This window comes from Pseudomonas sp. PvP027 (assembly GCF_017833005.1).
GTDB classification, from domain to species: Bacteria; Pseudomonadota; Gammaproteobacteria; order Pseudomonadales; family Pseudomonadaceae; genus Aquipseudomonas; species Aquipseudomonas congelans.
In genome coordinates this window covers 4,665,969-4,689,392 of sequence record NZ_JAFIBK010000001.1, presented here as the reverse complement: position 1 = coordinate 4,689,392, position 23,424 = coordinate 4,665,969, and the positions used below count along the sequence as shown (strand labels likewise).

Sequence of the window (23,424 nt, the reverse complement as noted above, 5' to 3'; positions counted from 1 at the left end):
GACTGCTCTCAGTGAAATAAGTGTCATGGAACCAAAAATTCGATAGGTTCCGGCGCTGACCATGAGTTTTTTCACGCTGCCTTTGGCCTTCGGGGCGCGTTCCGTTAACATACTCAGCTTTTTCAAGCGGGAGACAGGCAGCATGGCGCAGCAGTATCAACCGGGGCAACGCTGGATTAGTGACAGCGAAGCCGAGCTGGGTTTGGGCACCGTTCTGGCACAGGACGGCCGCTTGTTGACCGTGCTCTATCCGGCCACTGGCGAAACACGTCAGTACGCACTGCGTAATGCGCCGCTGACCCGCGTGCGCTTCTCCCCTGGCGACGTGATCACGCACTTCGAAAACTGGAAAATGACCGTTCGCGAAGTCGACGATGTCGATGGTCTGCTGGTCTACCACGGCCTGAACGCGCAGAACGAAGTGGTCACGCTGCCGGAAACCCAGCTGTCGAACTTCATCCAGTTCCGCCTGGCTACCGACCGTCTGTTCGCCGGCCAGATCGACCAGTTGTCATGGTTTTCGCTGCGCTACAACACGCTCGAGCACACCAGCCGCCAGTTGCAGTCCTCGCTCTGGGGTCTGGGTGGCGTGCGGGCACAGCCTATCGCCCACCAGTTGCACATCGCTCGTGAAGTTGCAGACCGCATCGCGCCACGCGTTCTGCTGGCCGACGAAGTGGGCCTGGGCAAAACCATCGAAGCCGGTCTGGTGATCCACCGCCAGCTGCTGTCGGGCCGCGCCAACCGCGTACTGATCCTGGTCCCGGAAAACCTGCAGCACCAGTGGCTGGTGGAAATGCGTCGGCGCTTCAATCTGCAGGTCGCGCTGTTCGACGCCGAGCGCTTCATGGAAAGTGATGCCGGCAACCCGTTCGAAGACACCCAGCTCGCGCTGGTTGCCCTGGAATGGCTGGTCGAAGACGAAAAAGCCCAGGACGCCCTGTTTGCGGCAGGCTGGGACCTGATGGTGGTTGACGAAGCGCACCACCTGGTCTGGCACGAAGATAAGGCCAGCCGCGAATACTCGCTGGTCGAACAGCTGGCCGAAGTCATTGCCGGCGTACTGCTGCTGACCGCGACACCGGAACAGCTGGGTCAGGACAGCCACTTTGCCCGTCTGCGCCTGCTGGACCCGAACCGTTTCCACGACCTCAAGGCCTTCCGCGCCGAGAGCGAGAACTATCGCCCGGTGGCCCAGGCCGTTCAGGAGCTGCTCGACAAGGGCAAGCTATCCGCTGCAGCACAAGAAACCATTCACGGTTTCCTGGGTGCCGAAGGCGATTCGCTGCTGGCCTCGGTGAATACCGGCGACGAAGAAGCCAAATCGCGTCTGATTCGCGAACTGCTGGACCGTCATGGCACCGGCCGCGTGCTGTTCCGCAACACCCGTGCCGCCGTGCAGGGCTTCCCGGAGCGCAAGCTGCATCAATATCCGCTGCCCTGCCCCGTCGAATACCTCGAATTGCCGGTCGGCGAGCACGCCGATCTTTACCCGGAAGTCAGCTTCCAGTCGCAGTCGGAAGTCAGCGAAGAAGAGCGCTGGTGGCGCTTCGACCCACGCGTCGATTGGCTGATCGATACCCTGAAAATGCTCAAGCGCGTCAAGGTGCTGGTCATCTGTGCCCACGCCGAAACCGCCATGGACCTGGAAGATGCGCTGCGTGTGCGTTCCGGTATTCCTGCCACGGTTTTCCACGAAGGCATGAACATCCTCGAGCGCGACCGTGCGGCGGCCTACTTTGCCGACGAAGAGTTTGGCGCCCAGGTGCTGATCTGTTCGGAAATCGGCAGCGAAGGCCGCAACTTCCAGTTCTCCCACCATCTGGTCCTGTTCGATCTGCCGTCGCACCCGGACTTGCTGGAGCAGCGTATCGGGCGTCTGGACCGGATCGGCCAGAAGCACACCATCGAGCTGCATGTACCTTTCCTGGAAACCAGTCCGCAGGCACGCCTGTTCCAGTGGTATCACGAAGCGCTCAATGCGTTCCTCAATACCTGCCCGACCGGCAACGCCCTGCAACATCAATTCGGCCCGCGCCTGCTGCCGCTGCTGGAAAGCGGTGACGACGACGAGTGGCAAACCCTGATCGATGAGGCACGCAGCGAACGCGAACGTCTGGAAAGCGAACTGCATACCGGTCGCGACCGCCTGCTGGAACTCAATTCCGGCGGTGCTGGCGAAGGCGAAGCGCTGGTCGAAGCGATCCTCGACCAGGACGATCAGTTCAGCCTGCCGATCTACATGGAAACCCTGTTCGACGCGTTTGGCATCGACAGCGAGGACCATTCGGAAAACGCCCTGATCCTCAAACCGAGTGAAAAGATGCTCGACGCCAGCTTCCCGCTGGGCGACGACGAAGGCGTGACCATCACCTACGACCGCAATCAGGCGCTGTCCCGCGAGGACATGCAGTTCATCACCTGGGAGCACCCGATGGTGCAAGGCGGCATGGATCTGGTGCTGTCCGGCTCGATGGGTAACACCGCCGTGGCACTGATCAAGAATAAGGCGCTCAAGCCGGGCACCGTTCTGCTGGAACTGATCTACGTCAGCGAAGTGGTTGCGCCTCGCTCGCTGCAGCTGGGACGTTATCTGCCGCCTGCCGCGCTGCGCTGCCTGCTCGACCCGAATGGCAACGATCTGGCCGGCCGTGTCTCGTTCAACACGCTCAATGATCAGCTCGAAAGTGTGCCCCGCGCCAGCGCCAACAAGTTCATCCAGGCACAACGTGACCAACTGACCCCGAGAATCAACGCGGGCGAAGAGAAAATCACGCCGAAGCACGCAGAGCGCGTTGCCGAAGCTCAGCGCCGCCTGGCAGCCGATACCGAAGAAGAACTGGCGCGCCTGACGGCATTGCAAGCGGTCAACCCGACCGTGCGCGACAGTGAACTGGTCGCTCTGCGCACTCAACGTGAACAGGGGCTGGCTATGCTTGAAAAAGCGGCCCTGCGCCTGGAAGCGATTCGGGTACTGGTCGCAGGCTGAAGACCGCTTACACACCCACCTGCCAAGCCCATGCGCCGCATGGGCATGGCGCTCCTGCTCAGGCTAGACGCAGAGCGTCATGAAAGGCATTCCCACGCTGGAGCGTGAGGAACGATGTGTCCCGTAACCACGCCCCTGCTCCGCGATATCCGCAACAACCCCTGTCGTGCACCTGCTCCCGATATCCGCAACAACACTTATCGTGCCCATGCTCCGCGTGGGCATGCCTTTCCGGACGCTCTGCGTCCTCCCTTGCTCACGCTATGACGCAGAGCGTCATGAAAGGCATTCCCACGCTGGAGCGTGAGGAACGATGTGTACCGTAACCGCAACCCCTGCTGCGCGATATCCGCCCCCCCTATCGTGCCCATGCTCCGCGTGGGCATGCCTTTCCGGACGCTCTGCGTCCTCCCTTGCTCACGCTATGACGCAGAGCGTCATGAAAGGCATTCCCACGCTGGAGCGTGAGGAACGATGTGTACCGTAACCGCGCCCCTGCTCCCGATATCCGCAACACCCCTTATCGTGCCCATGCTCCGCGTGGGCATGCCCTTCCGGACGCTCTGCGTCCTCCCAATCATAGAGCCCAGACGCACCAGCCATCACTTTGATGCCAAATTGGCACCTCGTGTATTGGCAGGTTGTAAACAGCTTCTATACTCAGCTTACAACGCCAGGCTTTCAGCCCTGGCGCCCTTGCAGTGAGAATAGGGCAAGCTATGGATTGGCTGGGTTTGAACGTATTCGCTGGCCCACCAGCGGACGTGCAATTGTTGATCGACTGTAGTCATAACCTGTTTCTGGTCGCGCTGGCTTACGGCGTGGCCTGTGCTGCGTGCTTTGCCACGCTGGACATTGCCGACCGCGTCATTCAGGTCGACGCCCTCAGAAGCCGTCGCCTCTGGAAAGCGCTGGGCGCGCTATGCCTGGCCGGTGGCGTGTGGGCGATGCACTTCATCAGCATGCTGGCATTCCAGGCGCCACTTAAAATCGCTTACGACCTTTCCATCACGCTGATTTCCCTGCTGATCGTGTTGATCACTGCGTTCGTGGCCATGCGGGCGCTGACCATTCCGGAGCTGACCCTGAGACGCTGCCTGATCAGTGCGGTGGTCATGGGGATCGGCATCAGTGTCATGCACTACCTGGGCATGTCGGCCATGCGCTCCGCCGCTGAGCAGTACTACGAGCCGCGGATGTTTGCCCTGTCGATCCTGGTCGCGGTTCTTTCCAGCATTGCGCTTCTGACCCTGTCCCGGCATTTGCGCCAGTACAACGGCATGTTTCACCAGATGTTCCGTTACGCGGTCAGCCTTCTGCTGGGTGCAGGCCTGCTGACCATGCACCTGATGGGCATGAAGGCGCTGCGGTTGGTGATCCCCGAAGGCATAGAGCTGAGCGGCCCCACCACCGAAAACAGCCAACAACTGGGGCTTACCATCGCGGCCATCGCCCTGCTGATCATCGCCGGCAGCATCAGCGCGGCAATGGCTGACAAGAAACTGCAAGGCAAGGAGCATGATCTGCAGCGGGTCAATGCACTGCTTACCCAGCTGGATCAGGCACGCGTGTCGCTTCAGCAGGTTGCGCATTACGACCCGCTGACCAACCTGATCAACCGCCGCGGTTTCAATCAGATCTTCGCCGAGAAGCTGCAGGAGCACACCTACAATAACGGCATGCTTGCAGTGATGTTTCTGGACATCGACCACTTCAAGCGCATCAACGACAGCCTGGGCCATGATGCAGGTGACGATCTGCTCAAGGTGATCGCCGAGCGCATCCGCAATGCTACCCGCGCTCAGGACGTGGTAGCGCGTTTCGGCGGCGACGAATTCTGCATCCTGCTGAGCATTCCTGACTACGAAGAGGCACGCCACCTGGCCCATCGGGTCATGCAAAAAATGAAGGAGACCATCGCGCTGGCAGGAAGACGCATGGTCATGACCACCAGTATCGGTATTGCAGTGTTCCCGCGTGACGGTTCGACCTGCGATGAGTTGCTCAAGCACGCGGACCTCGCGCTCTATCAGTCAAAGGAAAAAGGGCGCAACGGTGTCAACTTCTTCAACCCGGCGCTCAAGACCAAGGCCAGTCTGGAGCTGCAACTGGAAGAAGAACTGCGCAATGCCTTGCGCGAGGGCAAGGGACTGCAGGTGTATTACCAGCCTATCGTCGACATGCGCACTGGCCACGTTGCCAAGCTCGAGGCGCTGGTACGCTGGAATCACCCGCACCACGGCCTGCTGGTACCCGCGCGCTTCATCAGCATTGCCGAGACTAACGGTCTGATTGCCGAGCTGGATAACTGGGTGCTGCGCCGCGCCTGTCACGACCTGCGCACTTTGCGTCAGGAAGGGCTGGAACAGCTGATCATCTCCGTCAACTGCTCAGCGCTGACGCTGGGCCGCAACGAACTGGTCGAAGAGGTTGAGCGGGCGCTGGCCGATGCTGACGCAGCACCTGGACAGCTTGAACTGGAGGTGACCGAAAATGCCTTGATGGGCAACATCAGCAACACCATCCAGATGCTCAAGCACATTCGCAGCCTGGGTGTTTCACTGTCGATTGACGACTTCGGCACGGGATACTCGTCGCTCGCCTATCTCAAACGACTGCCACTGGACACGCTGAAGATCGACCGTTCGTTCATTATCGACATTCCGCAGTCCCCGCAGGACATGGAAATCGTTCAGGCAATCCTCGTCATGGCGCATACGTTGCGCTTGAAAGTAGTGACGGAAGGCGTCGAAACCCAGGATCAACTGGAGTTTCTCAGGCAGTTTGGCAGTGATTACGTACAAGGTTATCTGTTCAGCAGGCCCCAGCCGCTGGAGCGCATCTTGCCCCTTGCCAGACAGATGAACCAGCACGAGCCCACTACACGCTGGTCTGCCCTGCCAAAACAGCATAGCGAGGAGTCGGACAGCGAAACACCAGACACTCCGGATGTGTTTGCCGAACTGCGTGACAATGACGATTTTGCCAGTCCCAGACCTGTGCGTACCTGAGGGGGCGGCGCACGGCTCCATCGTCGAAAAGAAACAGTGCAGCCCGCGGAAACCTCCACCTCCAAGGTGGGGTTTTACGCTACGCGGGCTGCCGAAGAGTTACCTTCCAACTCACTCAGGAAAACCGCGCGGCACCTGACTGGTGCGCAAATCAAGCCTGCGCCCTGTTTTGAATCAGAACCCAAGGTGCCACTACCACAGCCCAGAGCAGCGGATCTGTCTCGACCAGCTCAAGCGCCTTGGTTTCAGACACCTTGCCAACCCGCCCCTCAGCCAACCATGCAGACACCCTGGCTGCATCATTTTCGGCCACCGCTTCGGCGACTTCGATCAAATCCAGAGGCAGCTCGACCCACAACAGGGCACCCTTGGCAAAGAATGGTTGCAATTCAGACCAGGTGATTGAGGCGGTTTCGCCAAGCAGTTTGGCATAGAGGGTGCTAGGTTCTTGCGTCATGGGTTTCACCAGAAAGAAAATCGGCGCAATGATAGCGCCGACTTTCCCACCGGCAAGCCCAGAAGCAGGTGATTTATCGCAGGGAAGTGCAGATAACCTTATGGATCTGAAGTAATTTCAGGCACTCAAGCGTTTGATTCTGTAACTTTCTTTCGATTAAGCGACACGCACAGGTTTGTCCCCGGACGCCCGGCTTTTCAAGCCAGCGAACGGCGCTCTAAACTGTTCCGGTACAGTTGGTGGCGTGGCACAACCGGTGATCGAATCGGTCCTGGAGCCCTTGGCCCTCAGGATTATAAAAACTACAACGCAAGAGTGGAGCATCATGACTAAGGGTACCAATAAGCTTTCAAGGCTGTTTGCCGCACTGGTTATGGCGGGGGTTGCCAGCCATTCGTTCGCAGCCGACACCATCAAGATCGGCATCGCCGGCCCCAAGACCGGCCCTGTCGCCGAATACGGCACCATGCAGTTCAATGGTGCCAAGATGGCCATCGAGCAGATCAATGCCAAAGGCGGCGTAGATGGCAAAAAGCTTGAAGCCGTCGAATATGATGACGCCTGCGATCCGAAACAGGCCGTTGCGGTGGCCAACAAAGTGGTCAATGACGGCGTGAAATACGTGGTCGGTCACCTCTGCTCCAGCTCTGCCCAGCCCGCCTCCGACGTTTACGAAGACGAAGGCATCATCATGGTGACCCCGGCCGCCACCAGTCCGGAAATCACCGCGCGCGGTTACAAGCTGGTGTTCCGCACCATCGGTCTCGACAGTGCCCAGGGTCCGGCCGCAGGCAACTACATTGCCGACGTTGCCAAGCCGAAAATCGTTGCAGTCATCCACGACAAGCAGCAGTACGGCGAAGGTATCGCGACAGCCGTCAAGCAAACGCTGGAGAAAAAAGGCGTCAAGGTTGCACTGTTCGAAGGCATCAACGCTGGCGACAAGGACTTTTCGTCGCTGATCGCCAAGCTCAAGCAGGCCAACGTCGACTTCGTCTACTACGGCGGCTACCACCCTGAGCTGGGCCAGATCCTGCGTCAGTCCAAGGAAAAAGGCCTTAATGCCAAATTCATGGGCCCTGAAGGCGTCGGCAACGAGTCCATCTCGCAAATCGCGGGTGATGCTTCGGAAGGCCTGCTGGTCACCCTGCCAAAATCCTTCGACCAGGACCCAGCCAACCAGGCACTGACCGAAGCCTTCAAGGCCAAGAGTCAGGACCCGAGCGGCCCGTTCGTGTACCCGTCCTACTCCGCCGTACAGGTCATTGCTGACGGCATCGCTGCCGCCAAGTCCGAAGACACCACCAAGGTGGCTGCTGCCATCCATGCCGGTACCTTCAAGACGCCAATGGGCGAGCTGAGCTACGACGAGAAAGGTGACCTGAAGAACTTCCAGTTCGTGGTCTACGAGTGGCACTTCGGCAAACCCAAGACCGAAGCCGCCAAATAAGCTGCTTGCGTCAACCCTCAAAGCCCACTGCCAGCGCAGTGGGCTTTGTTTTACGAATCCAGGCCCGTACGCACGTTTCGGCAACCCGAACGGCATGCACGAGGCCCCCTGAAAATCTTAAAACCGTCAATAGCGGTTCCTTGACAGCGCAACAGGCTACGCATCGACAGAATGCCACCCCGGCGCACGTCAGAGAAATGCAGATCAGGTTTTTAGGAGCGCGGTAAATGCCCGAGTTATTCCACTACATGCAGCAGCTGGTCAATGGCCTGACCATTGGCAGTACGTATGCATTGATCGCCATCGGTTACACGATGGTGTACGGCATCATCGGAATGATCAACTTCGCCCATGGCGAGGTGTACATGATCGGTTCCTATGTAGCTTTCATGGCACTCGCCGGTCTGGCGATGCTGGGGATTCACAGCCTGCCGTTGCTGATGATTGCCGGTTTTGCCGCTGCAATCATCGTGACCAGTGCCTACGGATACAGCATCGAGCGTGTGGCCTATCGTCCGTTGCGCAACAGCAACCGTCTGATTCCACTGATTTCTGCAATCGGCATGTCGATCTTTCTGCAGAACTCTGTCCAGCTTTCCCAGGGCTCCGGCAACTTTGCCATCCCCAACCTGCTGCCCGGCAGCCTGTCGTTCGGGCCCGGTGGTGCGCAGGAAGTTCTGATTTCCTACATGCAGATCGTGGTGTTCGTCGTCACCCTGCTGGCCATGACCGGCCTGACCCTGTTCATCTCGCGCTCGCGAATGGGCCGCGCCTGCCGCGCCTGTGCCGAGGACATGAAGATGGCCAATCTGCTGGGGATCAACACCAACAACATCATCGCCCTGACCTTCGTGGTCGGTGCTGCACTGGCCGCCGTCGCCGCCATGCTGCTGAGCATGCAATACGGCGTGATCAACCCCAACGCCGGTTTCCTCGTCGGCCTGAAAGCCTTCACGGCTGCGGTACTGGGCGGTATCGGTTCGATCCCGGGTGCCGTGCTCGGTGGCCTGGTGCTGGGCGTCGCCGAAGCCTTCGGTGCCGACATTTTTGGTGATCAGTACAAGGACGTCGTGGCTTTCGGCCTGCTGGTCCTGGTGCTGCTGTTCCGACCGACCGGCATTCTGGGTCGTCCGGAGGTTGAGAAAGTATGAGCAAGTCTTTCAAACAGGCGCTGTTCAGCGCCGCGCTGGTCTGGGCCGTGGCCTACCCGGTGTTCGGCCTGAAACTGGCCTTTTCCGGCGTCACCCTGCAAGTGCAGAACGCCAGCCCGCTGACCCTGACCATCATTGCCGTGTGTTCGGTCCTGCTGTTTCTGCGCGTACTGTTCGCCGAGCAGATCAGCGGCATGCGTCGCGGCTCCGAAAAACCGCTGATCCCGCAAAAGACCAGCGACTTCCTGACCCAGCCGAAAACCCAGCGCTGGGGCCTTGCGGCGCTCATCGTGCTGGCCTTCATCTGGCCGTTCTTCGGGTCGCGCGGCGCGGTGGACATTGCCACGCTGATCCTGATCTACGTGATGCTCGGCCTCGGCCTGAACATTGTGGTCGGGCTGGCAGGTCTGCTTGACCTGGGCTATGTCGGTTTCTATGCGGTCGGGGCCTACAGCTATGCCCTGCTGTCGCACTATTACGGGCTCGGCTTCTGGATCTGCCTGCCGATCGCGGGGTTGATGGCAGCGCTGTTCGGGTTCCTGCTGGGCTTTCCGGTATTGCGTTTGCGCGGCGACTATCTGGCCATCGTGACGTTGGGGTTCGGCGAGATCATCCGCATCTTCCTGCGTAACCTGACCGATATCACCGGCGGTCCGAACGGCATCAGCAACATCGAAAAGCCGACCTTCTTCGGTCTGACTTTCGAGCGCAAGGCAGCTGAGGGCATGCAGACCTTCCACGAGTTCTTCGGTCTGCCGTACAACTCGATCAATAAGGTCATCTTCCTCTACCTGATCGCCCTGCTGCTGGCACTGGCGGCGTTGTTCGTCATCAACCGCCTGTTGCGCATGCCGATCGGCCGGGCCTGGGAAGCACTGCGCGAAGACGAAATCGCCTGTCGCGCACTGGGCCTGAACCCGACCGTGATCAAACTCTCGGCCTTCACACTCGGCGCTGCATTCGCGGGTTTCGCAGGCAGCTTCTTTGCTGCACGTCAGGGTCTGATCACCCCGGAATCGTTCACCTTCATCGAGTCGGCAATCATTTTGGCCATCGTGGTACTGGGTGGCATGGGCTCGCAACTGGGTGTGATCCTGGCGGCGATCGTGATGATCCTGTTGCCTGAGCTGATGCGTGAGTTCAGTGACTACCGCATGCTGATGTTCGGCGCGCTGATGGTGCTGATGATGATCTGGCGTCCACAAGGCTTCCTGCCGATGCAGCGCCCCGAAATGAAATTGAAAGCGGAGCTGCCGAAATGAGCCGCCCATTACTGCAAGCCACTGGCTTGAGCATGCGTTTTGGCGGCCTGCTGGCGGTCAATGGCGTTGCCCTGACCGTCAATCAGGGGCAGGTCGTATCGATGATCGGCCCTAACGGCGCCGGCAAGACCACGGTCTTCAACTGCCTGACCGGCTTCTACCGGCCGAGCGCGGGTACGATTCTGCTGGACGGTGAACCGATCCAGGGCCTGGCTGGCCACCAGATCGCGCGCAAGGGCGTGGTGCGTACGTTCCAGAACGTGCGCCTGTTCAAGGAAATGACTGCCGTCGAGAACCTGCTGGTTGCCCAGCACCGGCATTTGAACACCAACTTCCTGTCCGGCCTGTTCAAGACGCCCGCGTTTCGCCGCAGCGAACGTGAAGCCATGGACTATGCCGAGCACTGGCTTGAGGCGGTCAACCTCAGGGAATTCGCCAATCGCCCTGCCGGGACGCTGGCCTACGGTCAGCAACGCCGCCTGGAAATCGCCCGCTGCATGATGACGCGTCCGCGCATTCTGATGCTCGACGAACCGGCGGCGGGTCTCAACCCTAGGGAAACCGATGACCTGAAAGCACTGATCGGCGTGTTGCGCAGCGAGCACAACGCGACGGTCCTGTTGATCGAGCACGACATGAAACTGGTAATGAGCATTTCCGACCACATCGTGGTGATCAATCAGGGCACGCCGCTGGCCGATGGCACGCCAGAACAGATTCGTGACAATCCTGATGTGATCAAAGCCTACCTGGGGGAAGCGTAAATGCTGCAGTTCGAAAACGTTTCCACCTTCTACGGCAAGATCCAGGCGCTGCACAGCGTCAACGTGGAAGTGCGCCAGGGTGAAATTGTCACCCTGATCGGCGCCAACGGCGCGGGCAAGTCCACCCTGCTGATGACCCTGTGCGGCTCGCCGCGCGCTCACAGCGGCAGTATTCGCTACATGGGCGAGGAACTGGTCGGGCTGGAGTCGTCGATCATCATGCGCAAGAGCATTGCCGTGGTGCCGGAAGGCCGTCGGGTGTTTGCGCGTCTGACCGTTGAAGAAAATCTGGCGATGGGCGGTTTCTTCACGGAAAAGGATGATTATCAGGAACAGATGGACAAGGTCCTGCATCTCTTTCCGCGCCTCAAGGAACGCTTCAATCAGCGTGGCGGCACCATGTCCGGTGGCGAGCAGCAGATGCTGGCCATCGGTCGTGCGCTGATGAGCAAGCCCAAGCTGCTGTTGCTGGACGAGCCTTCACTGGGCCTGGCGCCGATCATCATCCAGCAGATTTTCGAGATCGTCGAACAGCTGCGTCGCGATGGCGTGACGGTGTTTCTGGTCGAACAGAACGCCAACCAGGCCCTGAAAGTCGCCGACCGCGCCTACGTACTGGAAAACGGCCGCGTGGTCATGCAAGGCACAGGTGAAGAGCTGCTGGTCGATCCGAAAGTGCGGGACGCGTATCTGGGCGGCTAAGCGCATGCCACCTCCCGAGATGGCTTCTTGATGATCGTTACCACGCTCCGCGTGGTAACGCCTTTTCGTGACGCTCCGCGTCACATTGCGATTCTGCGGTAGTCACCTCAAGACGTGTATACAGCGACACGTGCGGCGCAGCTCTGGCCGTCCCCTCTTGTGATGCACCTCCAGTCTGAGTAACGTGGCGGCACCTGTCTGGAGACCACATCATGTTTGCTGCCCGTTCCGTCCTCGTATTTGCTCTTCTACCGCTGTTTGCAGGGTGTCAGTTGCTCGGTAAACAGGCCGAGGAACCGAAGGTTTCCACAGTGGGCATGCTCCGTATGCAGGGCGACCTGACCGGGGAGAACGGCCAGTTGCTGTTCAAACCGTGTAACGAGCAGCGTCGCTACGTGGTCAAGGATCGCGGCAACACCGGCATACTGCAGGAAGCAGCCTCGCTGGCAGACAGCAAGGGCACGGTGTTTGCCGACCTGCGCGGCAGCTTTGCCGCGAGCAAGGCGGCCAACAGTGACGGTCAGCTGGACCTGCATCAGCTGTACCGCGTCGAGCGCCCCGGCCAGGCCTGTGAAGACCTCAATTTCAAACGCCTGACATTGCACGTCAATGGCAACAAGCCCGCCTGGAACGTCAATGTCAGCGGCAAGGGCATGGTCCTGGAGCGCGAGGGCGTCGCGCCACTGGCGTTGCCCTACGTGGAAGAGAAGCTGCCGGACGGCAGTTTCAGCGTCAGCAGCGAAGCCAACAACCAGCGCATCGAGATCTGGGTCGCGCCACAGCGCTGTGTCGACAGCGTCGACGGCTCGGTGCAACACCTCACCGCAGAGCTGCGTATCAACGGCCAGGCCCAGCGTGGCTGCGGTTATTACGGCGGTTCACGCGACGACTGATCGCCCAGGCTCGCCGCCAAAGGGGTTCAGCGCTTATAATCGCCGGTTCTTGTAGTGCTGTCGGGCTGAACCTGCGGCCCGAAAACTGGACCCCTTAATGTTACGAATCACCGAACTCAAGCTGCCGATCGATCATCCGGAAGAAGACCTGCGCGTTGCGCTCTTGAAGCACCTGGGTATCGACAGCGGCGAGCTGCTGGACTTTACCCTATTCAAGCGCAGTTACGACGCGCGCAAAAAGTCTTCCGAGCTGTGCTTCATCTACACCATCGACTTCCAGGTCAAGGATGAAGAGGCACTGTTGCGCAAGCTGGCCAATGACCGCCACGTCGGCCCGGCACCCGATGTCAGCTATAAAGTGGTCGGTCACGCTCCCGAGGGGCTGACAGAGCGCCCGATCGTCGTGGGTTTCGGACCATGCGGTATCTTTGCCGGGCTGCTGCTCGCGCAGATGGGCTTCAAGCCGATCATCCTCGAGCGCGGCACCGAAGTTCGCCAGCGCACCAAGGACACCTGGGCGCTGTGGCGCAAAAACGTGCTCAATCCCGAGTCCAACGTGCAGTTTGGCGAGGGCGGTGCCGGGACCTTTTCCGACGGCAAGCTTTACAGCCAGATCAAGGACCCGAAATTCATCGGCCGCAAGGTGCTGCACGAATTCGTCAAAGCCGGCGCGCCGGAAGAAATCCTCTATGTCAGCAAGCCGCATATCGGCACGTTCCGCCTGACGGGCGTGGTCGAGAACATGCGCCATCAGATCGAAGCGATGGGCGGCGAAGTGCGCTTTCAGCAGCGCGTGTCCGACCTGATGATCGAGGACGGCCAATTGATGGGCGTCCAGCTCGACAGCGGCGAACAGCTCGAGTCGCGGCATGTCATCCTCGCGCTGGGCCACAGTGCGCGCGACACCTTCCGCATGCTGCACGGCCGTGGCGTGTTCATGGAAGCCAAGCCGTTCTCGGTGGGTTTCCGCATCGAACACCCGCAATCGTTGATCGACCGCGCGCGACTGGGCAAGTATGCCGGTCACCCCAAGCTGGGCGCAGCCGATTACAAACTGGTGCACCACGCCAGCAACGGTCGCTCGGTCTACAGCTTCTGCATGTGCCCTGGCGGCACGGTCGTAGCAGCCACTTCAGAGCCCGGCCGAGTGGTCACCAACGGCATGAGCCAATACTCACGCAACGAGCGCAATGCCAACTCGGGCATCGTCGTCGGTATCTCGCCGGAACAGGACTACCCTGGCAGCCCGCTGGCCGGTATCGAGTTGCAGGAGCGTCTGGAATCCCACGCCTATCTGCTCGGCGGTAGCAGTTATGAGGCTCCTGCGCAGTTGGTCGGCGACTTTATTGCCGGCAAGGCCTCGACCGCGCTGGGCAGCGTTGAACCCTCCTACAAGCCGGGTGTGAAGCTGGTGGACCTTGCCGAGGCCCTGCCCGCCTTTGCCATCGAAGCCATTCGTGAAGCCTTGCCTGCGTTCGACAAGCAGATCAAAGGTTTCTCGCTGCACGACGCTGTGCTGACCGGCATCGAAACCCGCACTTCGGCTCCGCTGCGCATTACCCGCGGGCCGACCCTGCAGAGCCTGAACACCAAAGGCCTTTACCCGGCCGGTGAAGGCGCTGGCTATGCGGGCGGGATTCTCTCGGCTGGCGTGGACGGCATTCGGGTGGCCGAAGCGCTGGTGCGCGACATGCTGGGGATTGAGGGCTGACCTCACGATGACCATCGTTCCCGCGCTTCGCGTGGGAACGTATTTCGTGACGCTGCACGTCACACATAAAAGCTGCGGCTCACTGTAAGGATCGGACGCGGAGCGTCCGGAGCTAAATGGCAAAGCTGGGCATTGACACGATATATATTCACGCCTGGCAATAAAAAACCCCGAGCATTTCGGCTCGGGGTTTTGCTGTGCCGTGTTACTGATCAGTGAGTAACGCGGCTGGTGCCGTTGACGCTCATGATGCGCACGCGCTCGCCGACCCGGAAAATCTCGTTTTCCTGAACCTGCTGCACGTAGGCACGCATGCTGCCGTCGTCCTCACGCACGGTGATTTCCACACCTTGCGTACGGGTCAGGCCTTCTTCGGTCGCTGAACCCAGCAGACCACCGGCCACTGCGCCGATCACCGCTGCCACGATACTGCCGCGACCACCACCGATAGCGCTGCCGCCCACGCCGCCGACGACTGCACCCGCCGCGCCGCCGATCGGGGTCTTGGTGCCCTCGATCTTGACCGGACGCAAGGATTCGATCGTCCCCATGCGAACTGTCTGTACGGTCCTGGCCTCGTCACGGGAATAGGAATCACCGGTCAGATTCGAGGTACAGCCGCCCAGCGTAAGTGCCATGGCAGTGAACGAAGCAACCAGAAGAGCAGACTTGCGCATAAAAGGAATCTCCAGAGGAATCAGTGGCCATTAGACTACCCGACAAAGGTGCTGTCACGGCCCCGAGCCTGCAAATTAAATTGATTCAGGCCTCATACAGCCGCAGCCTGTATAACGCTCAGACGACCGGCCAAACGAATAATTCAATCAGGGTGCAAGGCGCTCACGTATCCATCTGTCGTCTATCAAACGATAGTTCAAACGGTCGTGAAGTCGACTGGAGCGACCCTGCCAGAACTCGATCCGCTCGGGCAAAAGACGATAGCCACCCCAATGCTCGGGGCAGTGTGGCTGGGTGTCTGAGAAACGTTGTTCCGTCTGTCTGATCAGGCCTTCCAGCTCGTCGCGATCCGCGATCACGCGACTCTGTGGCGAGGCCCATGCACCCAGGCGGCTGCCCAGAGGACGCACCTGGTAATAAGCGTCGGATTCTTGCGCAGAGACTTTCTCCACCCTGCCCTCGATACGCACCTGGCGCTCCAGTGTCGGCCAGAAGAAGGTCATCGCGGCAAAGGGACGTGCAGCGATCTGCTGGCCCTTGGCGCTTTCGTAGTTGGTGAAAAACGTAAAACCCTGAGTGTCCAGGCCCTTGAGCAGCAAGACACGGCAATGTGGACGTCCTTGCTCATCAACCGTCGCCAATGTCATGGCGTTGGCCTCGACAGGCGGCTGCTCGGTGTTCACCGCATCGGCAAACCATGCATGGAAGAGTGCAAAGGGCTCGTCCGGCGATTGCGCTTCGGTCAACCCGTCGCGCGTGTAATCACGGCGCATATCGGCCAGAGTCTGGGTCATGGCTTGGTTCCTGCGAGGTCACGGATCGACCCCACGCGAAGCGTCAGTGACGATCCGCGTGGGTGCTGACAGGCTTAGTTACTGGCCTGGCTGTCGTCCTTCTTGGCGGGCGTTGTGGTTTTGGCCGGAGCCTTGGCAGCAGCTTTGGTCGCTGCAGGCTTTTTAGCAGCTGCGGTGGTCTTGGCTGGCGCGGCCTTCTTGGCGGTGCTGGCTTTGGCCGGTGCAGCTTTCTTGGCGGTGTCTTTCTTCGCAGCGGCTTTCTTGGCAGGCGCGGCGGCAGGTGCCGGGGCAACCGGCTTGACGTCCTGGGTGGCGACCATGGTCGGTGCCACTGGCGGCAGTGCGTAGCGGCTCATCAGCGCGCGCATGGTGTCCTGCGGCGTCATGAGGATCTCGACCCGGCGGTTGAGCGCACGACCCTGCAGGCTGTCGTTGGCAGCGCGCGGCATCACCGCACCCATGCCTCGCTGGCTCAAGCGGTTACGCTCCAGACCACTGAGACGGAAAATAGCGGCAACCGACTGCGCACGTTCCTGACTGATCTTCTGGTTGGCTTCGGTAGGACCCGAAGTGTCGGCATGACCGAGAATCAGCACGGCAGTTTTCTGATCGCCTTCGACCACCTTGGCCAGACGGGTGATCGGCCCCAGTGTGTTGGGCAGCAGCATGGCCGGACGGTCAGGGTTGAACGAGCTGTCGACCGGCGCGGTGATTGCCAACAGGTCTTCGCGACGCTCCAGCTGGAACGGGCTGTCCTTGATTGCAGCGCGCAGGCGTGGCTCGTACTCGTCCAGCCAGGCCTGGGTCACCTTCGGATCAGGCATCGGCAGCGCTTTAGGCTCGTCCTTGGCGGAGTCGTTGCCAAACGGCCACCACCATTTGCTGTCGGTCTCCGACTTGGCAACCATCGCCGGCGCGGCAGGCTTGGCTGCCGGCTTGTCGGCCACGGCATCAGGTTTGGCCTGAGCACTGTCGCTGGAGCCGAACGGCCAGTACCAAGGCGCGCTGTTTTCAGCACCCGCCGCAGGTGCCGGCGTTGCAGCAGCCTTGGCAACCGGAGCGGGCGCCGGGCTCGGTGCCGGCGCCTTGGCAGCGGTGCCTGCGTCAGCGGAGTCGCTGCCGGAACCGAACTGCCACCAATGGCCTCCGGTTGCAGCAGAGTCGGATTGTGGAGTTTGGGCACAGCCGGTCACGGCGATGCACAGGGCGAGAACGAGGCTTTTATTAGACGACATGGGTAACCCGCAACGGTTTTGATCAGACAGAAGGACGTAACTACGCCGGTATAACATGCATAAAGATGCAGTTGGAAAAAGAAACCGTCGTACGGTTCCTGTTACAGCCATTTAACTGACAGTCGGTATGAAACAAGCACTTATAGCCGATACTTACTGCAAACACTCACGCAGGACCCCGACCAGTTTCTGCGCACGTGGGTCCATCAGAATGTAGGGCCCCAAGGTGTTGGTAACGAAGCCAAAGGCAACCTCGTCATCAGGATCGGCGAACCCTACCGAGCCGCCCGCCCCCGGATGGCCAAAGGCTTTGGGCCCCAGGCCGTAGGTCGCGTTGGCAACGCCCGGCTGATCGAGCATGCAGCCCAGCCCCAGTCGGGTCGAGGTCAGTAATGTCTTGTCCTGACCGAGGCTGTGTTCGCGGGTCAGCTCATTGAGCATGTCGGCTTCAAGCAGGCTGCCATCGAGCAGACCGTTATAGAAACCGGCGAGACTGCGTGCATTGCCGTGGCCGTTGGCCGCCGGTTGCTGCATGCGGCGCCACTCCGGCTTGTTGGTGCTGGTCATGATCGACGGCGGGTTGGTGAACGCCTTGGCCGTGATCGAGGCCGGCTCGCGCATCGTCGCCTGCAGCACGCGTTGGGCAGCGTCGTCACCGGCACTGCCTTTGCCGCGCGCGATGTGGGCCACGCGATGAAACTGGTCATCCGGCAGCCCAACATGAAAATCCAGCCCCAGCGGGCGAGCAATACGCGCAGCAATGGATTCCCCGGGGCCTCGACCATCGGCGCGGCGCAGCATCTCGCCCACCAGCCAGCCATAGGTGATCGCCGCATAACCATGCCCCTGACCTGGCGTCCACCAGGGTTCTTCGGCTGCCAGGGCGGCGGTCATGGTGTCCCACTGGTAAAGCGCTTCGGCAGGCAACGGCTCACGCAACGCAGGCAGGCCCGCCTGATGGCAGAGCAATTGGCGCAGGGTGATGGAGGCCTTGCCCGCTGCGGCGAATTCAGGCCAGAGCCTGGCCACGGGCTCGTCCAGCGTCAACTTGCCCTCTTCGACCAGTTGCAGAACCGCCACGCTGGTGAAGGTCTTGGTGCAGGAGAACAGGTTGAGAATAGTATCGGTGTGCCACGCCTCGGCACCGTCCTTGTCGGCAGTGCCCGCCCACAGATCGATGACGGTCTGGCCGCCAACCTGAATGCACAGGGCGGCACCACGCTCCTGAGGGTCGTCAAAGAGCGCCGCAAAGGCTTCACGTACTGCTTCGAATTGAAGTTCGTAATGACCCTGGATCTGCAACGGCTGACTCCTGACTGGCGATACTGAGCCTGAGCACAGGCTAAACGGCCCGTATTGTTTCAGCGATCGAGCGCTTTGGGAACAGATGTGAAACGCTCTTCATCTTTGGCTCAGGTTATTTCCCGACGGAACGGTGGCAGCGCATTGAGAATCGCCTTGCCATAGCGCTGGGTGACCACGCGCCGGTCCAGCAGCGTGATGGTGCCGCGGTCCTCTTCGGTGCGCAGCAAGCGGCCACAGGCCTGCACCAGACGCAACGAGGCATCGGGCACGGCGATCTCCATGAACGGGTTACCGCCACGCGCTTCGATCCACTCGGCCAGCGCAGCCTCGACCGGGTCATCCGGCACCGCGAACGGGATCTTGGCGATGACCACGTGTTCGCAGTAGGCGCCGGGCAAGTCCACACCCTCGGCGAAGCTGGCCAGCCCGAACAGTACGCTGGACTCGCCGCTGTCGACGCGCGCCTTGTGCTTGTTGAGGGTTTCCTGTTTGGACAGGTTGCCCTGAATGAACACCTGCTTGCGCCAGTCACGGTCCAGGCCGTCGAAGACATCCTGCATCTGCTTGCGCGACGAATACAGCACCAGCGTGCCTCGCGATCCCTCCACCAGACCGGGCAGGTCGCGAATGATCGCTGCGGTATGGGCCACCGAGTCACGCGGGTCGGCCTTGAGGTCCGGCACGCGCAGCACACCGGCATCGGCGTGATGAAACGGGCTTGGCACCACGGCAGTCACCGCCCCTTTAGGCAGCCCGGCACGCATGCGATAGCGGTCGAACTTGCCCAGCGCGGTCAGGGTCGCCGAGGTGACCAGCGCCCCGTAGGCAATGTTCCACAGGTTGCGACGCAGCATTTCCGCCGCCAGGATCGGGCTGGCGTTGACCTCGATATCGAACATTGCACCGCTGTCGGCCAGGGTCAGCCAGCGCGCCATTGGCGGGCTGTCTTCCGGGTCTTCGGCGGTGAAGGCAGTCCACAATTCCCAGTTGCCATGCGCTCGAGCCAGCAGGCTGCCGAACAGTGGATACCACTCTTCGGCCTGATGGCTGGCGATGCCGATGTTGACCTCACCGTCCATGCCTTCCTTGAGCAGCTCGGTCAGACGCGTGAAAAGGTCGTCCAGGCGCGCAAAGCCTTTCTTGAGCTCGATACCCATCTCGCGGATGTGCTCGGGAATCACGCCGCCGACAAAGCGGTGGCGTGGGCGCTCGCGGCCCTGCATGTCCTCACCGGCGCGGAAATCCGCCAGTTGCTCGCAGGCACCGAACATGAACTGCTGGTGGCCCTTGATCTCGCGGGCCAGCTCCGGCACCTGCTCGATCAGCTTGCCCAGATCGCCGGGCAGCGGATGCTGGGCGAGCAGCTTGGCGAGGTTCTTGGCGGTCTGTTCCAGCCAGTCGGCGGTAGATTTCAATCGGGTGTAGTGGGCAAAGTGGCCGATGGCCTTGTCCGGCAGGTGGTGACCCTCGTCGAAGACATACAAGGTGTCACGCGGGTCCGGCAGCACCGCACCGCCGCCCAGTGCCAGGTCGGCCAGCACCATGTCGTGGTTGGTGACGATCACATCGACCTTGCCCATGCCTTCACGCGCCTTATAGAAAGCGCACTGCTGAAAGTTGGGGCAGTGCCGGTTGGTGCACTGGCTGTGATCGGTGGTCAGACGCGCCCAGTCCTGATCGGCGAGTTCCTGCGGCCAGCTGTCGCGATCGCCGTCCCACTTGTTGCCCGCCAGCTTCTGCAACATGCTGGTGAAAAGCTTCTGACTGGCCTCATCGACTTCGATCTTGAAGCCTTCTTCCTCGAATAGCTGCGCGGTCGCGTTGGTCGCGTCACTTTCCTGCAGCAATGCGTCGAGCTTGGACAGGCACATGTAACGCCCGCGCCCCTTGGCCAGGGCGAAGGTAAAATTCAGACCGCTGTTGCGCATCAGGTCCGGCAGATCCTTGTAGACGATCTGCTCCTGCAGGGCGACGGTCGCGGTGGCGATCACCAGCCGCTTGCCTGCCGCCTTGGCGGTGGGAATCGAGGCGATGGCGTAAGCCACGGTCTTGCCGGTACCCGTTCCGGCCTCGACCGCCACTACCGCAGGATCGCCCGAACGACGACCCTCTTCATCGGTGTCAATGTCCCCCAGCACCTTGGCGACTTCAGCGATCATCAATCGCTGGCCATAGCGTGGCTTGAGGCTCTTGGCTTCGAGGAAACGCGAGTAAGCGCCCTGGATCTGGGTTTTGAGTTCGGTACTGATCATTGGCTTCGGTTCGGGGGCACGGCTAAAAAGGCTGGATAAATTTTCAGTAGTTCTGAGTGGGCGCTATCATAGCGCGCTAAATCCATCCGCGCAGAACGGAGTGTCCGATGACCGCTTTTTCTACTGTCTATACATTGCATCTGCTGGCTGCCCTGGTGTGGGTTGGCGGCATGTTTTTCGCCTGGATGGTGTTGCGCCCGGCAGTCATTGCAGCACTTGAAGGCCCTTCTCGCCTGAAAGTGTGGGTCCAGGTGTTTCCGCGCTTCTTCGTTTGGGTCTGGGCTGCGGTGGTGCTGCTGCCGATAACCGGCATCGGCATGATTCAGCTCAACTTCACCGGCTTTGAAACCGCGCCGCGTTATGTGCAGATCATGATGGGCCTGTACGTCGTCATGGTTGCGCTGTTTTTGCGTATCCAGTCATTGCAGCTGCCGGAGCTGCGTCGTGCCGTGGAAGCCGAACAGTGGGCCGAGGGCGCGGCAACATTGGGCCATATCCGCCGTCTGGTCGGCATCAACCTGATTATCGGCCTGGCCGTGGTCATGCTCGCGGCGGCGCGTCCGGGCCTTTGAGGTAAAACGGAACATCGCGGGGCACTGGCAGTGACACCGCGCACGGCTTGCGGGCAGTTTCCTGCCCGATCGGTCATCTTCTGTACCTGATATCCAAGGCATTCAACACCTTGAAGCACTTTGGCATGAGCTGTGCAAACGTTTGCGATCAGCAGTACGCGCCCACGAAAAGGAGCTTCAATGCCACAGCCGCCATTCACTCGACCCGTAACGCCCTCAAGATTCCTCATGCCTCTGCTGTTCGCCGCCGCTGCGGCGTTGCCATGTACCAGCGTCCTGGCACAGCCCGCCGCTGCCGAAGACTCGGCGCAAGGCGAAGCACTCAGCCCGCCCGCCTCGCCCAAGGAAGGTCAAGGCGCGTATTTTTCAGACTGGTTCAATCAGGACCTGACGCTGATCGGCAGCAAGGACATCAGCTTCGGCCCCAAACCCAACGATGACATCTACCTGGAGTACGAATACTTCGGCCGCAAAGGACCGTTCGAGCTGTATGGCTATGTCGACGTACCGAAGATCCTCGGCATCGGCAATGATAATGACAAGGGCGTCTGGGACCATGGCTCGCCGCTGTTCATGGAACACGAGCCACGTGTCTCGATCGACTACCTCGCCGGGCGCAGTCTGGCCATCGGGCCGTTCAAGGAATGGTACGTTGCTTTCGACTGGATCTATGACCACGGCAGCAATACGGCGAACAGGGCCAACACCCTGTACAGCGGTCTGGGCACCGACATCGACACCCACTCGCGGGTCAATCTGTCGGCCAACTTCTATGGCCGCTATCAGTGGGAGAACTACGGTGCCAGCAACGAGTATTCGTGGGATGGCTATCGCGCCCAGCTCAAATACATCGTACCGATCAGCACCTTCGACAACGGCGCCTCGTTGACCTACATAGGCTTTACCAACTTCGATTTCGGGTCGGACCTGAAAAACGATCCGGCACGCACCGGCAACTCCACGGTTGCCACCAATGTGCTTCTTTACGCCTTCACGCACCTGCGCTTCACCTTGGTTGGCCGCTACTTCCACAACGGCGGCAACTGGCAGGACGGCAGCGAGCTGAACTTCGGCGATGGCAACTTCCGCGCGCGCTCCGACGGTTGGGGCTATTACGCAGGCGTGGGTTACCAGTTCTGAACCTTATTATGACGACAGGAGTTTTCATGAAACACACGACTCGCAACACCCTCTGCGCCACGCTGGCAGTGCTCAGCCCTGCTGTCTGGGCGGCTACCGCGCCAGTTGCACCGGTCACCCCCAAGGTCATGCTGGTCGCCATGTTTGCGCCCGAAGCACAAAACTGGATTGACCGGCTGCACCTGACCAAGGCGATCCAGGTGCCCGGTCTTGCCGCCGAGTACCCGGCCATTCGCTGCAATGATCAGGATGTCTGCCTGCTGGTCACCGGCATGGGCCAGACCAACGCTGCTGCATCGACCCTGGCGCTGGCCCTGTCGCCGCAATTCGACCTGCGCAAGACTTACTTCATCGTCGCCGGCATTGCTGGCATCAACCCGCACCACGGCACGCTCGGCACCACTGCCTGGGCGCATTATCTGGTGGAGTTCGGCACGCAGTGGGAAATCGACTCCCGCGATGTGCCCAAGGACTGGCCGACCGGTTATCTGGGCATCAACACCAAAGGCCCGAACGAGAAGCCGCCGCTGGACTACAAGACCGAAGTCTTCGAGCTCAACCCCAAGCTGCAGGCCAAGGCGTTTGCCCTGTCGCACAAGGTGTCGCTCAGCGAGAGCAAGGAGTCCGCAGCCTGGCGCGTCAAATACCCTTATGCACCTGCCAACCAGCCGCCGCAGGTAACGCAATGCGACACCGTGGCAGGCAATACCTGGTTTTCCGGGACGCGTCTGAGCGAGCGTGCGGAAGTCTGGACCAAGCTGCTGACCGACGGCAAGGGCGTGTACTGCACCACCCAGCAGGAGGACAACTCTACCTACGAGGCTCTGTTGCGCGCCAGCAAGGCCGGCAAGGTCGATGTCAATCGCCTGGCTGTCGTCCGCGCGGGCTCCGACTTCGACCGTCCGTATCCGGGTTACAGCGAGGTGGACAACCTGCTCAAGTACGCCGATCAGGGTGCCTTCGTCCCGGCGCTGGAAAACCTCTACCGCACCGGCAACCCGCTGGTGCAGGCCATTGTCGGCGACTGGAAGAGTTGGGAGAAAGGCGTACCGCAATAA

General features: G+C 60.6%; 18 protein-coding genes and 1 pseudogene. 13 read left to right on the top strand and 6 right to left on the bottom strand.

Going from position 1 to position 23,424, the window contains the following annotated elements:
* Window positions 1-142: 142 nt before the first annotated feature.
* Together rapA and JOE33_RS20355 are read left to right on the top strand one after the other, a co-directional pair.
* Window positions 143-2,989 (top strand): RNA polymerase-associated protein RapA, encoded by a 2,847-nt coding sequence (rapA, locus tag JOE33_RS20360; protein ID WP_010433357.1) that lies wholly within the window; start codon window positions 143-145, stop codon window positions 2,987-2,989.
* A 719-nt stretch (window positions 2,990-3,708) separates the two neighbouring features.
* Window positions 3,709-6,000, top strand: coding sequence for a bifunctional diguanylate cyclase/phosphodiesterase (locus tag JOE33_RS20355; protein ID WP_010432475.1), 2,292 nt, complete (start codon window positions 3,709-3,711; stop codon window positions 5,998-6,000).
* Window positions 6,001-6,151: 151 nt separating this feature from the next.
* Here the strand turns inward: JOE33_RS20355 and JOE33_RS20350 are convergent, their stop codons facing one another.
* On the bottom strand, window positions 6,152-6,457 hold the full coding sequence (locus JOE33_RS20350; RefSeq protein ID WP_010432472.1) for a DUF2288 domain-containing protein: 306 nt from the start codon (window positions 6,455-6,457) through the stop codon (window positions 6,152-6,154).
* On the opposite strand from JOE33_RS20350, the pseudogene JOE33_RS20345 reads away from it, so the two are divergent.
* From JOE33_RS20345 to JOE33_RS20310, 8 genes and pseudogenes are all read left to right on the top strand, one after another.
* Window positions 6,456-6,697: pseudogene (locus tag JOE33_RS20345) on the top strand (hypothetical protein); the annotation flags it as partial. The gene JOE33_RS20350 and the pseudogene JOE33_RS20345 overlap by 2 nt on opposite strands.
* Before the next feature lie 85 nt (window positions 6,698-6,782).
* A complete protein-coding gene (locus tag JOE33_RS20340; protein WP_003425596.1) occupies window positions 6,783-7,907 on the top strand; it encodes a branched-chain amino acid ABC transporter substrate-binding protein in 1,125 nt (374 codons plus the stop codon).
* Between the two features lie 227 nt (window positions 7,908-8,134).
* Window positions 8,135-9,058 carry a high-affinity branched-chain amino acid ABC transporter permease LivH gene (livH, locus tag JOE33_RS20335; RefSeq protein WP_010432468.1) on the top strand — a complete coding sequence of 308 codons (924 nt, stop codon included), beginning with the start codon at window positions 8,135-8,137 and terminating at the stop codon, window positions 9,056-9,058.
* Window positions 9,055-10,320 carry a high-affinity branched-chain amino acid ABC transporter permease LivM gene (locus JOE33_RS20330; RefSeq protein ID WP_010432465.1) on the top strand — a complete coding sequence of 422 codons (1,266 nt, stop codon included), beginning with the start codon at window positions 9,055-9,057 and terminating at the stop codon, window positions 10,318-10,320. The genes livH and JOE33_RS20330 overlap by 4 nt, the downstream gene beginning before the upstream one ends.
* On the top strand, window positions 10,317-11,084 hold the full coding sequence (livG, locus tag JOE33_RS20325) for a high-affinity branched-chain amino acid ABC transporter ATP-binding protein LivG (protein ID WP_003314434.1): 768 nt from the start codon (window positions 10,317-10,319) through the stop codon (window positions 11,082-11,084). The genes JOE33_RS20330 and livG overlap by 4 nt, the downstream gene beginning before the upstream one ends.
* Entirely contained in the window at window positions 11,085-11,786 is a 702-nt protein-coding gene (locus JOE33_RS20320; protein WP_010432462.1) for an ABC transporter ATP-binding protein, read from the top strand.
* Between the two features lie 212 nt (window positions 11,787-11,998).
* On the top strand, window positions 11,999-12,679 hold the full coding sequence (locus tag JOE33_RS20315) for a hypothetical protein (protein WP_187625224.1): 681 nt from the start codon (window positions 11,999-12,001) through the stop codon (window positions 12,677-12,679).
* Window positions 12,680-12,776: 97 nt separating this feature from the next.
* Window positions 12,777-14,390 carry an NAD(P)/FAD-dependent oxidoreductase gene (locus tag JOE33_RS20310; protein WP_054994055.1) on the top strand — a complete coding sequence of 538 codons (1,614 nt, stop codon included), beginning with the start codon at window positions 12,777-12,779 and terminating at the stop codon, window positions 14,388-14,390.
* A gap of 212 nt (window positions 14,391-14,602) precedes the next feature.
* Here JOE33_RS20310 and JOE33_RS20305 read toward each other — a convergent pair whose 3' ends face one another.
* The 5 genes from JOE33_RS20305 to dinG all read right to left on the bottom strand — a co-directional run bounded on the left by JOE33_RS20305 (window position 14,603) and on the right by dinG (window position 20,654).
* The gene (locus JOE33_RS20305; protein ID WP_003314430.1) at window positions 14,603-15,067 is read right to left on the bottom strand and encodes a glycine zipper 2TM domain-containing protein; all 465 of its coding nucleotides are present in this window, start codon (window positions 15,065-15,067) and stop codon (window positions 14,603-14,605) included.
* A gap of 147 nt (window positions 15,068-15,214) precedes the next feature.
* Complete coding sequence (pdxH, locus tag JOE33_RS20300) at window positions 15,215-15,862, bottom strand: pyridoxamine 5'-phosphate oxidase (protein WP_010432456.1); 648 nt, start codon at window positions 15,860-15,862, stop codon at window positions 15,215-15,217.
* 74 nt (window positions 15,863-15,936) lie between these two features.
* Window positions 15,937-17,097 carry an OmpA family protein gene (locus tag JOE33_RS20295; RefSeq protein WP_010432453.1) on the bottom strand — a complete coding sequence of 387 codons (1,161 nt, stop codon included), beginning with the start codon at window positions 17,095-17,097 and terminating at the stop codon, window positions 15,937-15,939.
* Window positions 17,098-17,250: 153 nt separating this feature from the next.
* Entirely contained in the window at window positions 17,251-18,399 is a 1,149-nt protein-coding gene (locus JOE33_RS20290) for an EstA family serine hydrolase (RefSeq protein WP_010432451.1), read from the bottom strand.
* A gap of 110 nt (window positions 18,400-18,509) precedes the next feature.
* Window positions 18,510-20,654, bottom strand: a complete 2,145-nt coding sequence (dinG, locus tag JOE33_RS20285) for an ATP-dependent DNA helicase DinG (RefSeq protein ID WP_003402334.1) — start codon at window positions 20,652-20,654, stop codon at window positions 18,510-18,512.
* Window positions 20,655-20,761: 107 nt separating this feature from the next.
* Between dinG and JOE33_RS20280 the strand changes: the two genes are divergently transcribed.
* The 3 genes from JOE33_RS20280 to JOE33_RS20270 all read left to right on the top strand — a co-directional run bounded on the left by JOE33_RS20280 (window position 20,762) and on the right by JOE33_RS20270 (window position 23,424).
* Entirely contained in the window at window positions 20,762-21,226 is a 465-nt protein-coding gene (locus JOE33_RS20280) for a CopD family protein (RefSeq protein WP_032614921.1), read from the top strand.
* Window positions 21,227-21,406: 180 nt separating this feature from the next.
* Window positions 21,407-22,366 carry a nucleoside-specific channel-forming protein Tsx gene (locus tag JOE33_RS20275; protein ID WP_025990976.1) on the top strand — a complete coding sequence of 320 codons (960 nt, stop codon included), beginning with the start codon at window positions 21,407-21,409 and terminating at the stop codon, window positions 22,364-22,366.
* 26 nt (window positions 22,367-22,392) lie between these two features.
* Complete coding sequence (locus JOE33_RS20270) at window positions 22,393-23,424, top strand: purine nucleoside permease (RefSeq protein ID WP_187625223.1); 1,032 nt, start codon at window positions 22,393-22,395, stop codon at window positions 23,422-23,424.

What these genes read in the sequence shown, in the direction of transcription:
- rapA (WP_010433357.1), top strand. Translation starts at nt 143, where the DNA reads ATGGCGCAGCAGTATCAACCGGGGCAACGCTGGATTAGTGACAGCGAA.
- JOE33_RS20355 (WP_010432475.1), top strand. Translation starts at nt 3,709, where the DNA reads ATGGATTGGCTGGGTTTGAACGTATTCGCTGGCCCACCAGCGGACGTG.
- JOE33_RS20350 (WP_010432472.1), bottom strand. Translation starts at nt 6,457, where the DNA reads ATGACGCAAGAACCTAGCACCCTCTATGCCAAACTGCTTGGCGAAACC.
- JOE33_RS20340 (WP_003425596.1), top strand. Translation starts at nt 6,783, where the DNA reads ATGACTAAGGGTACCAATAAGCTTTCAAGGCTGTTTGCCGCACTGGTT.
- livH (WP_010432468.1), top strand. Translation starts at nt 8,135, where the DNA reads ATGCCCGAGTTATTCCACTACATGCAGCAGCTGGTCAATGGCCTGACC.
- JOE33_RS20330 (WP_010432465.1), top strand. Translation starts at nt 9,055, where the DNA reads ATGAGCAAGTCTTTCAAACAGGCGCTGTTCAGCGCCGCGCTGGTCTGG.
- livG (WP_003314434.1), top strand. Translation starts at nt 10,317, where the DNA reads ATGAGCCGCCCATTACTGCAAGCCACTGGCTTGAGCATGCGTTTTGGC.
- JOE33_RS20320 (WP_010432462.1), top strand. Translation starts at nt 11,085, where the DNA reads ATGCTGCAGTTCGAAAACGTTTCCACCTTCTACGGCAAGATCCAGGCG.
- JOE33_RS20315 (WP_187625224.1), top strand. Translation starts at nt 11,999, where the DNA reads ATGTTTGCTGCCCGTTCCGTCCTCGTATTTGCTCTTCTACCGCTGTTT.
- JOE33_RS20310 (WP_054994055.1), top strand. Translation starts at nt 12,777, where the DNA reads ATGTTACGAATCACCGAACTCAAGCTGCCGATCGATCATCCGGAAGAA.
- JOE33_RS20305 (WP_003314430.1), bottom strand. Translation starts at nt 15,067, where the DNA reads ATGCGCAAGTCTGCTCTTCTGGTTGCTTCGTTCACTGCCATGGCACTT.
- pdxH (WP_010432456.1), bottom strand. Translation starts at nt 15,862, where the DNA reads ATGACCCAGACTCTGGCCGATATGCGCCGTGATTACACGCGCGACGGG.
- JOE33_RS20295 (WP_010432453.1), bottom strand. Translation starts at nt 17,097, where the DNA reads ATGTCGTCTAATAAAAGCCTCGTTCTCGCCCTGTGCATCGCCGTGACC.
- dinG (WP_003402334.1), bottom strand. Translation starts at nt 20,654, where the DNA reads ATGATCAGTACCGAACTCAAAACCCAGATCCAGGGCGCTTACTCGCGT.
- JOE33_RS20280 (WP_032614921.1), top strand. Translation starts at nt 20,762, where the DNA reads ATGACCGCTTTTTCTACTGTCTATACATTGCATCTGCTGGCTGCCCTG.
- JOE33_RS20275 (WP_025990976.1), top strand. Translation starts at nt 21,407, where the DNA reads ATGCCACAGCCGCCATTCACTCGACCCGTAACGCCCTCAAGATTCCTC.
- JOE33_RS20270 (WP_187625223.1), top strand. Translation starts at nt 22,393, where the DNA reads ATGAAACACACGACTCGCAACACCCTCTGCGCCACGCTGGCAGTGCTC.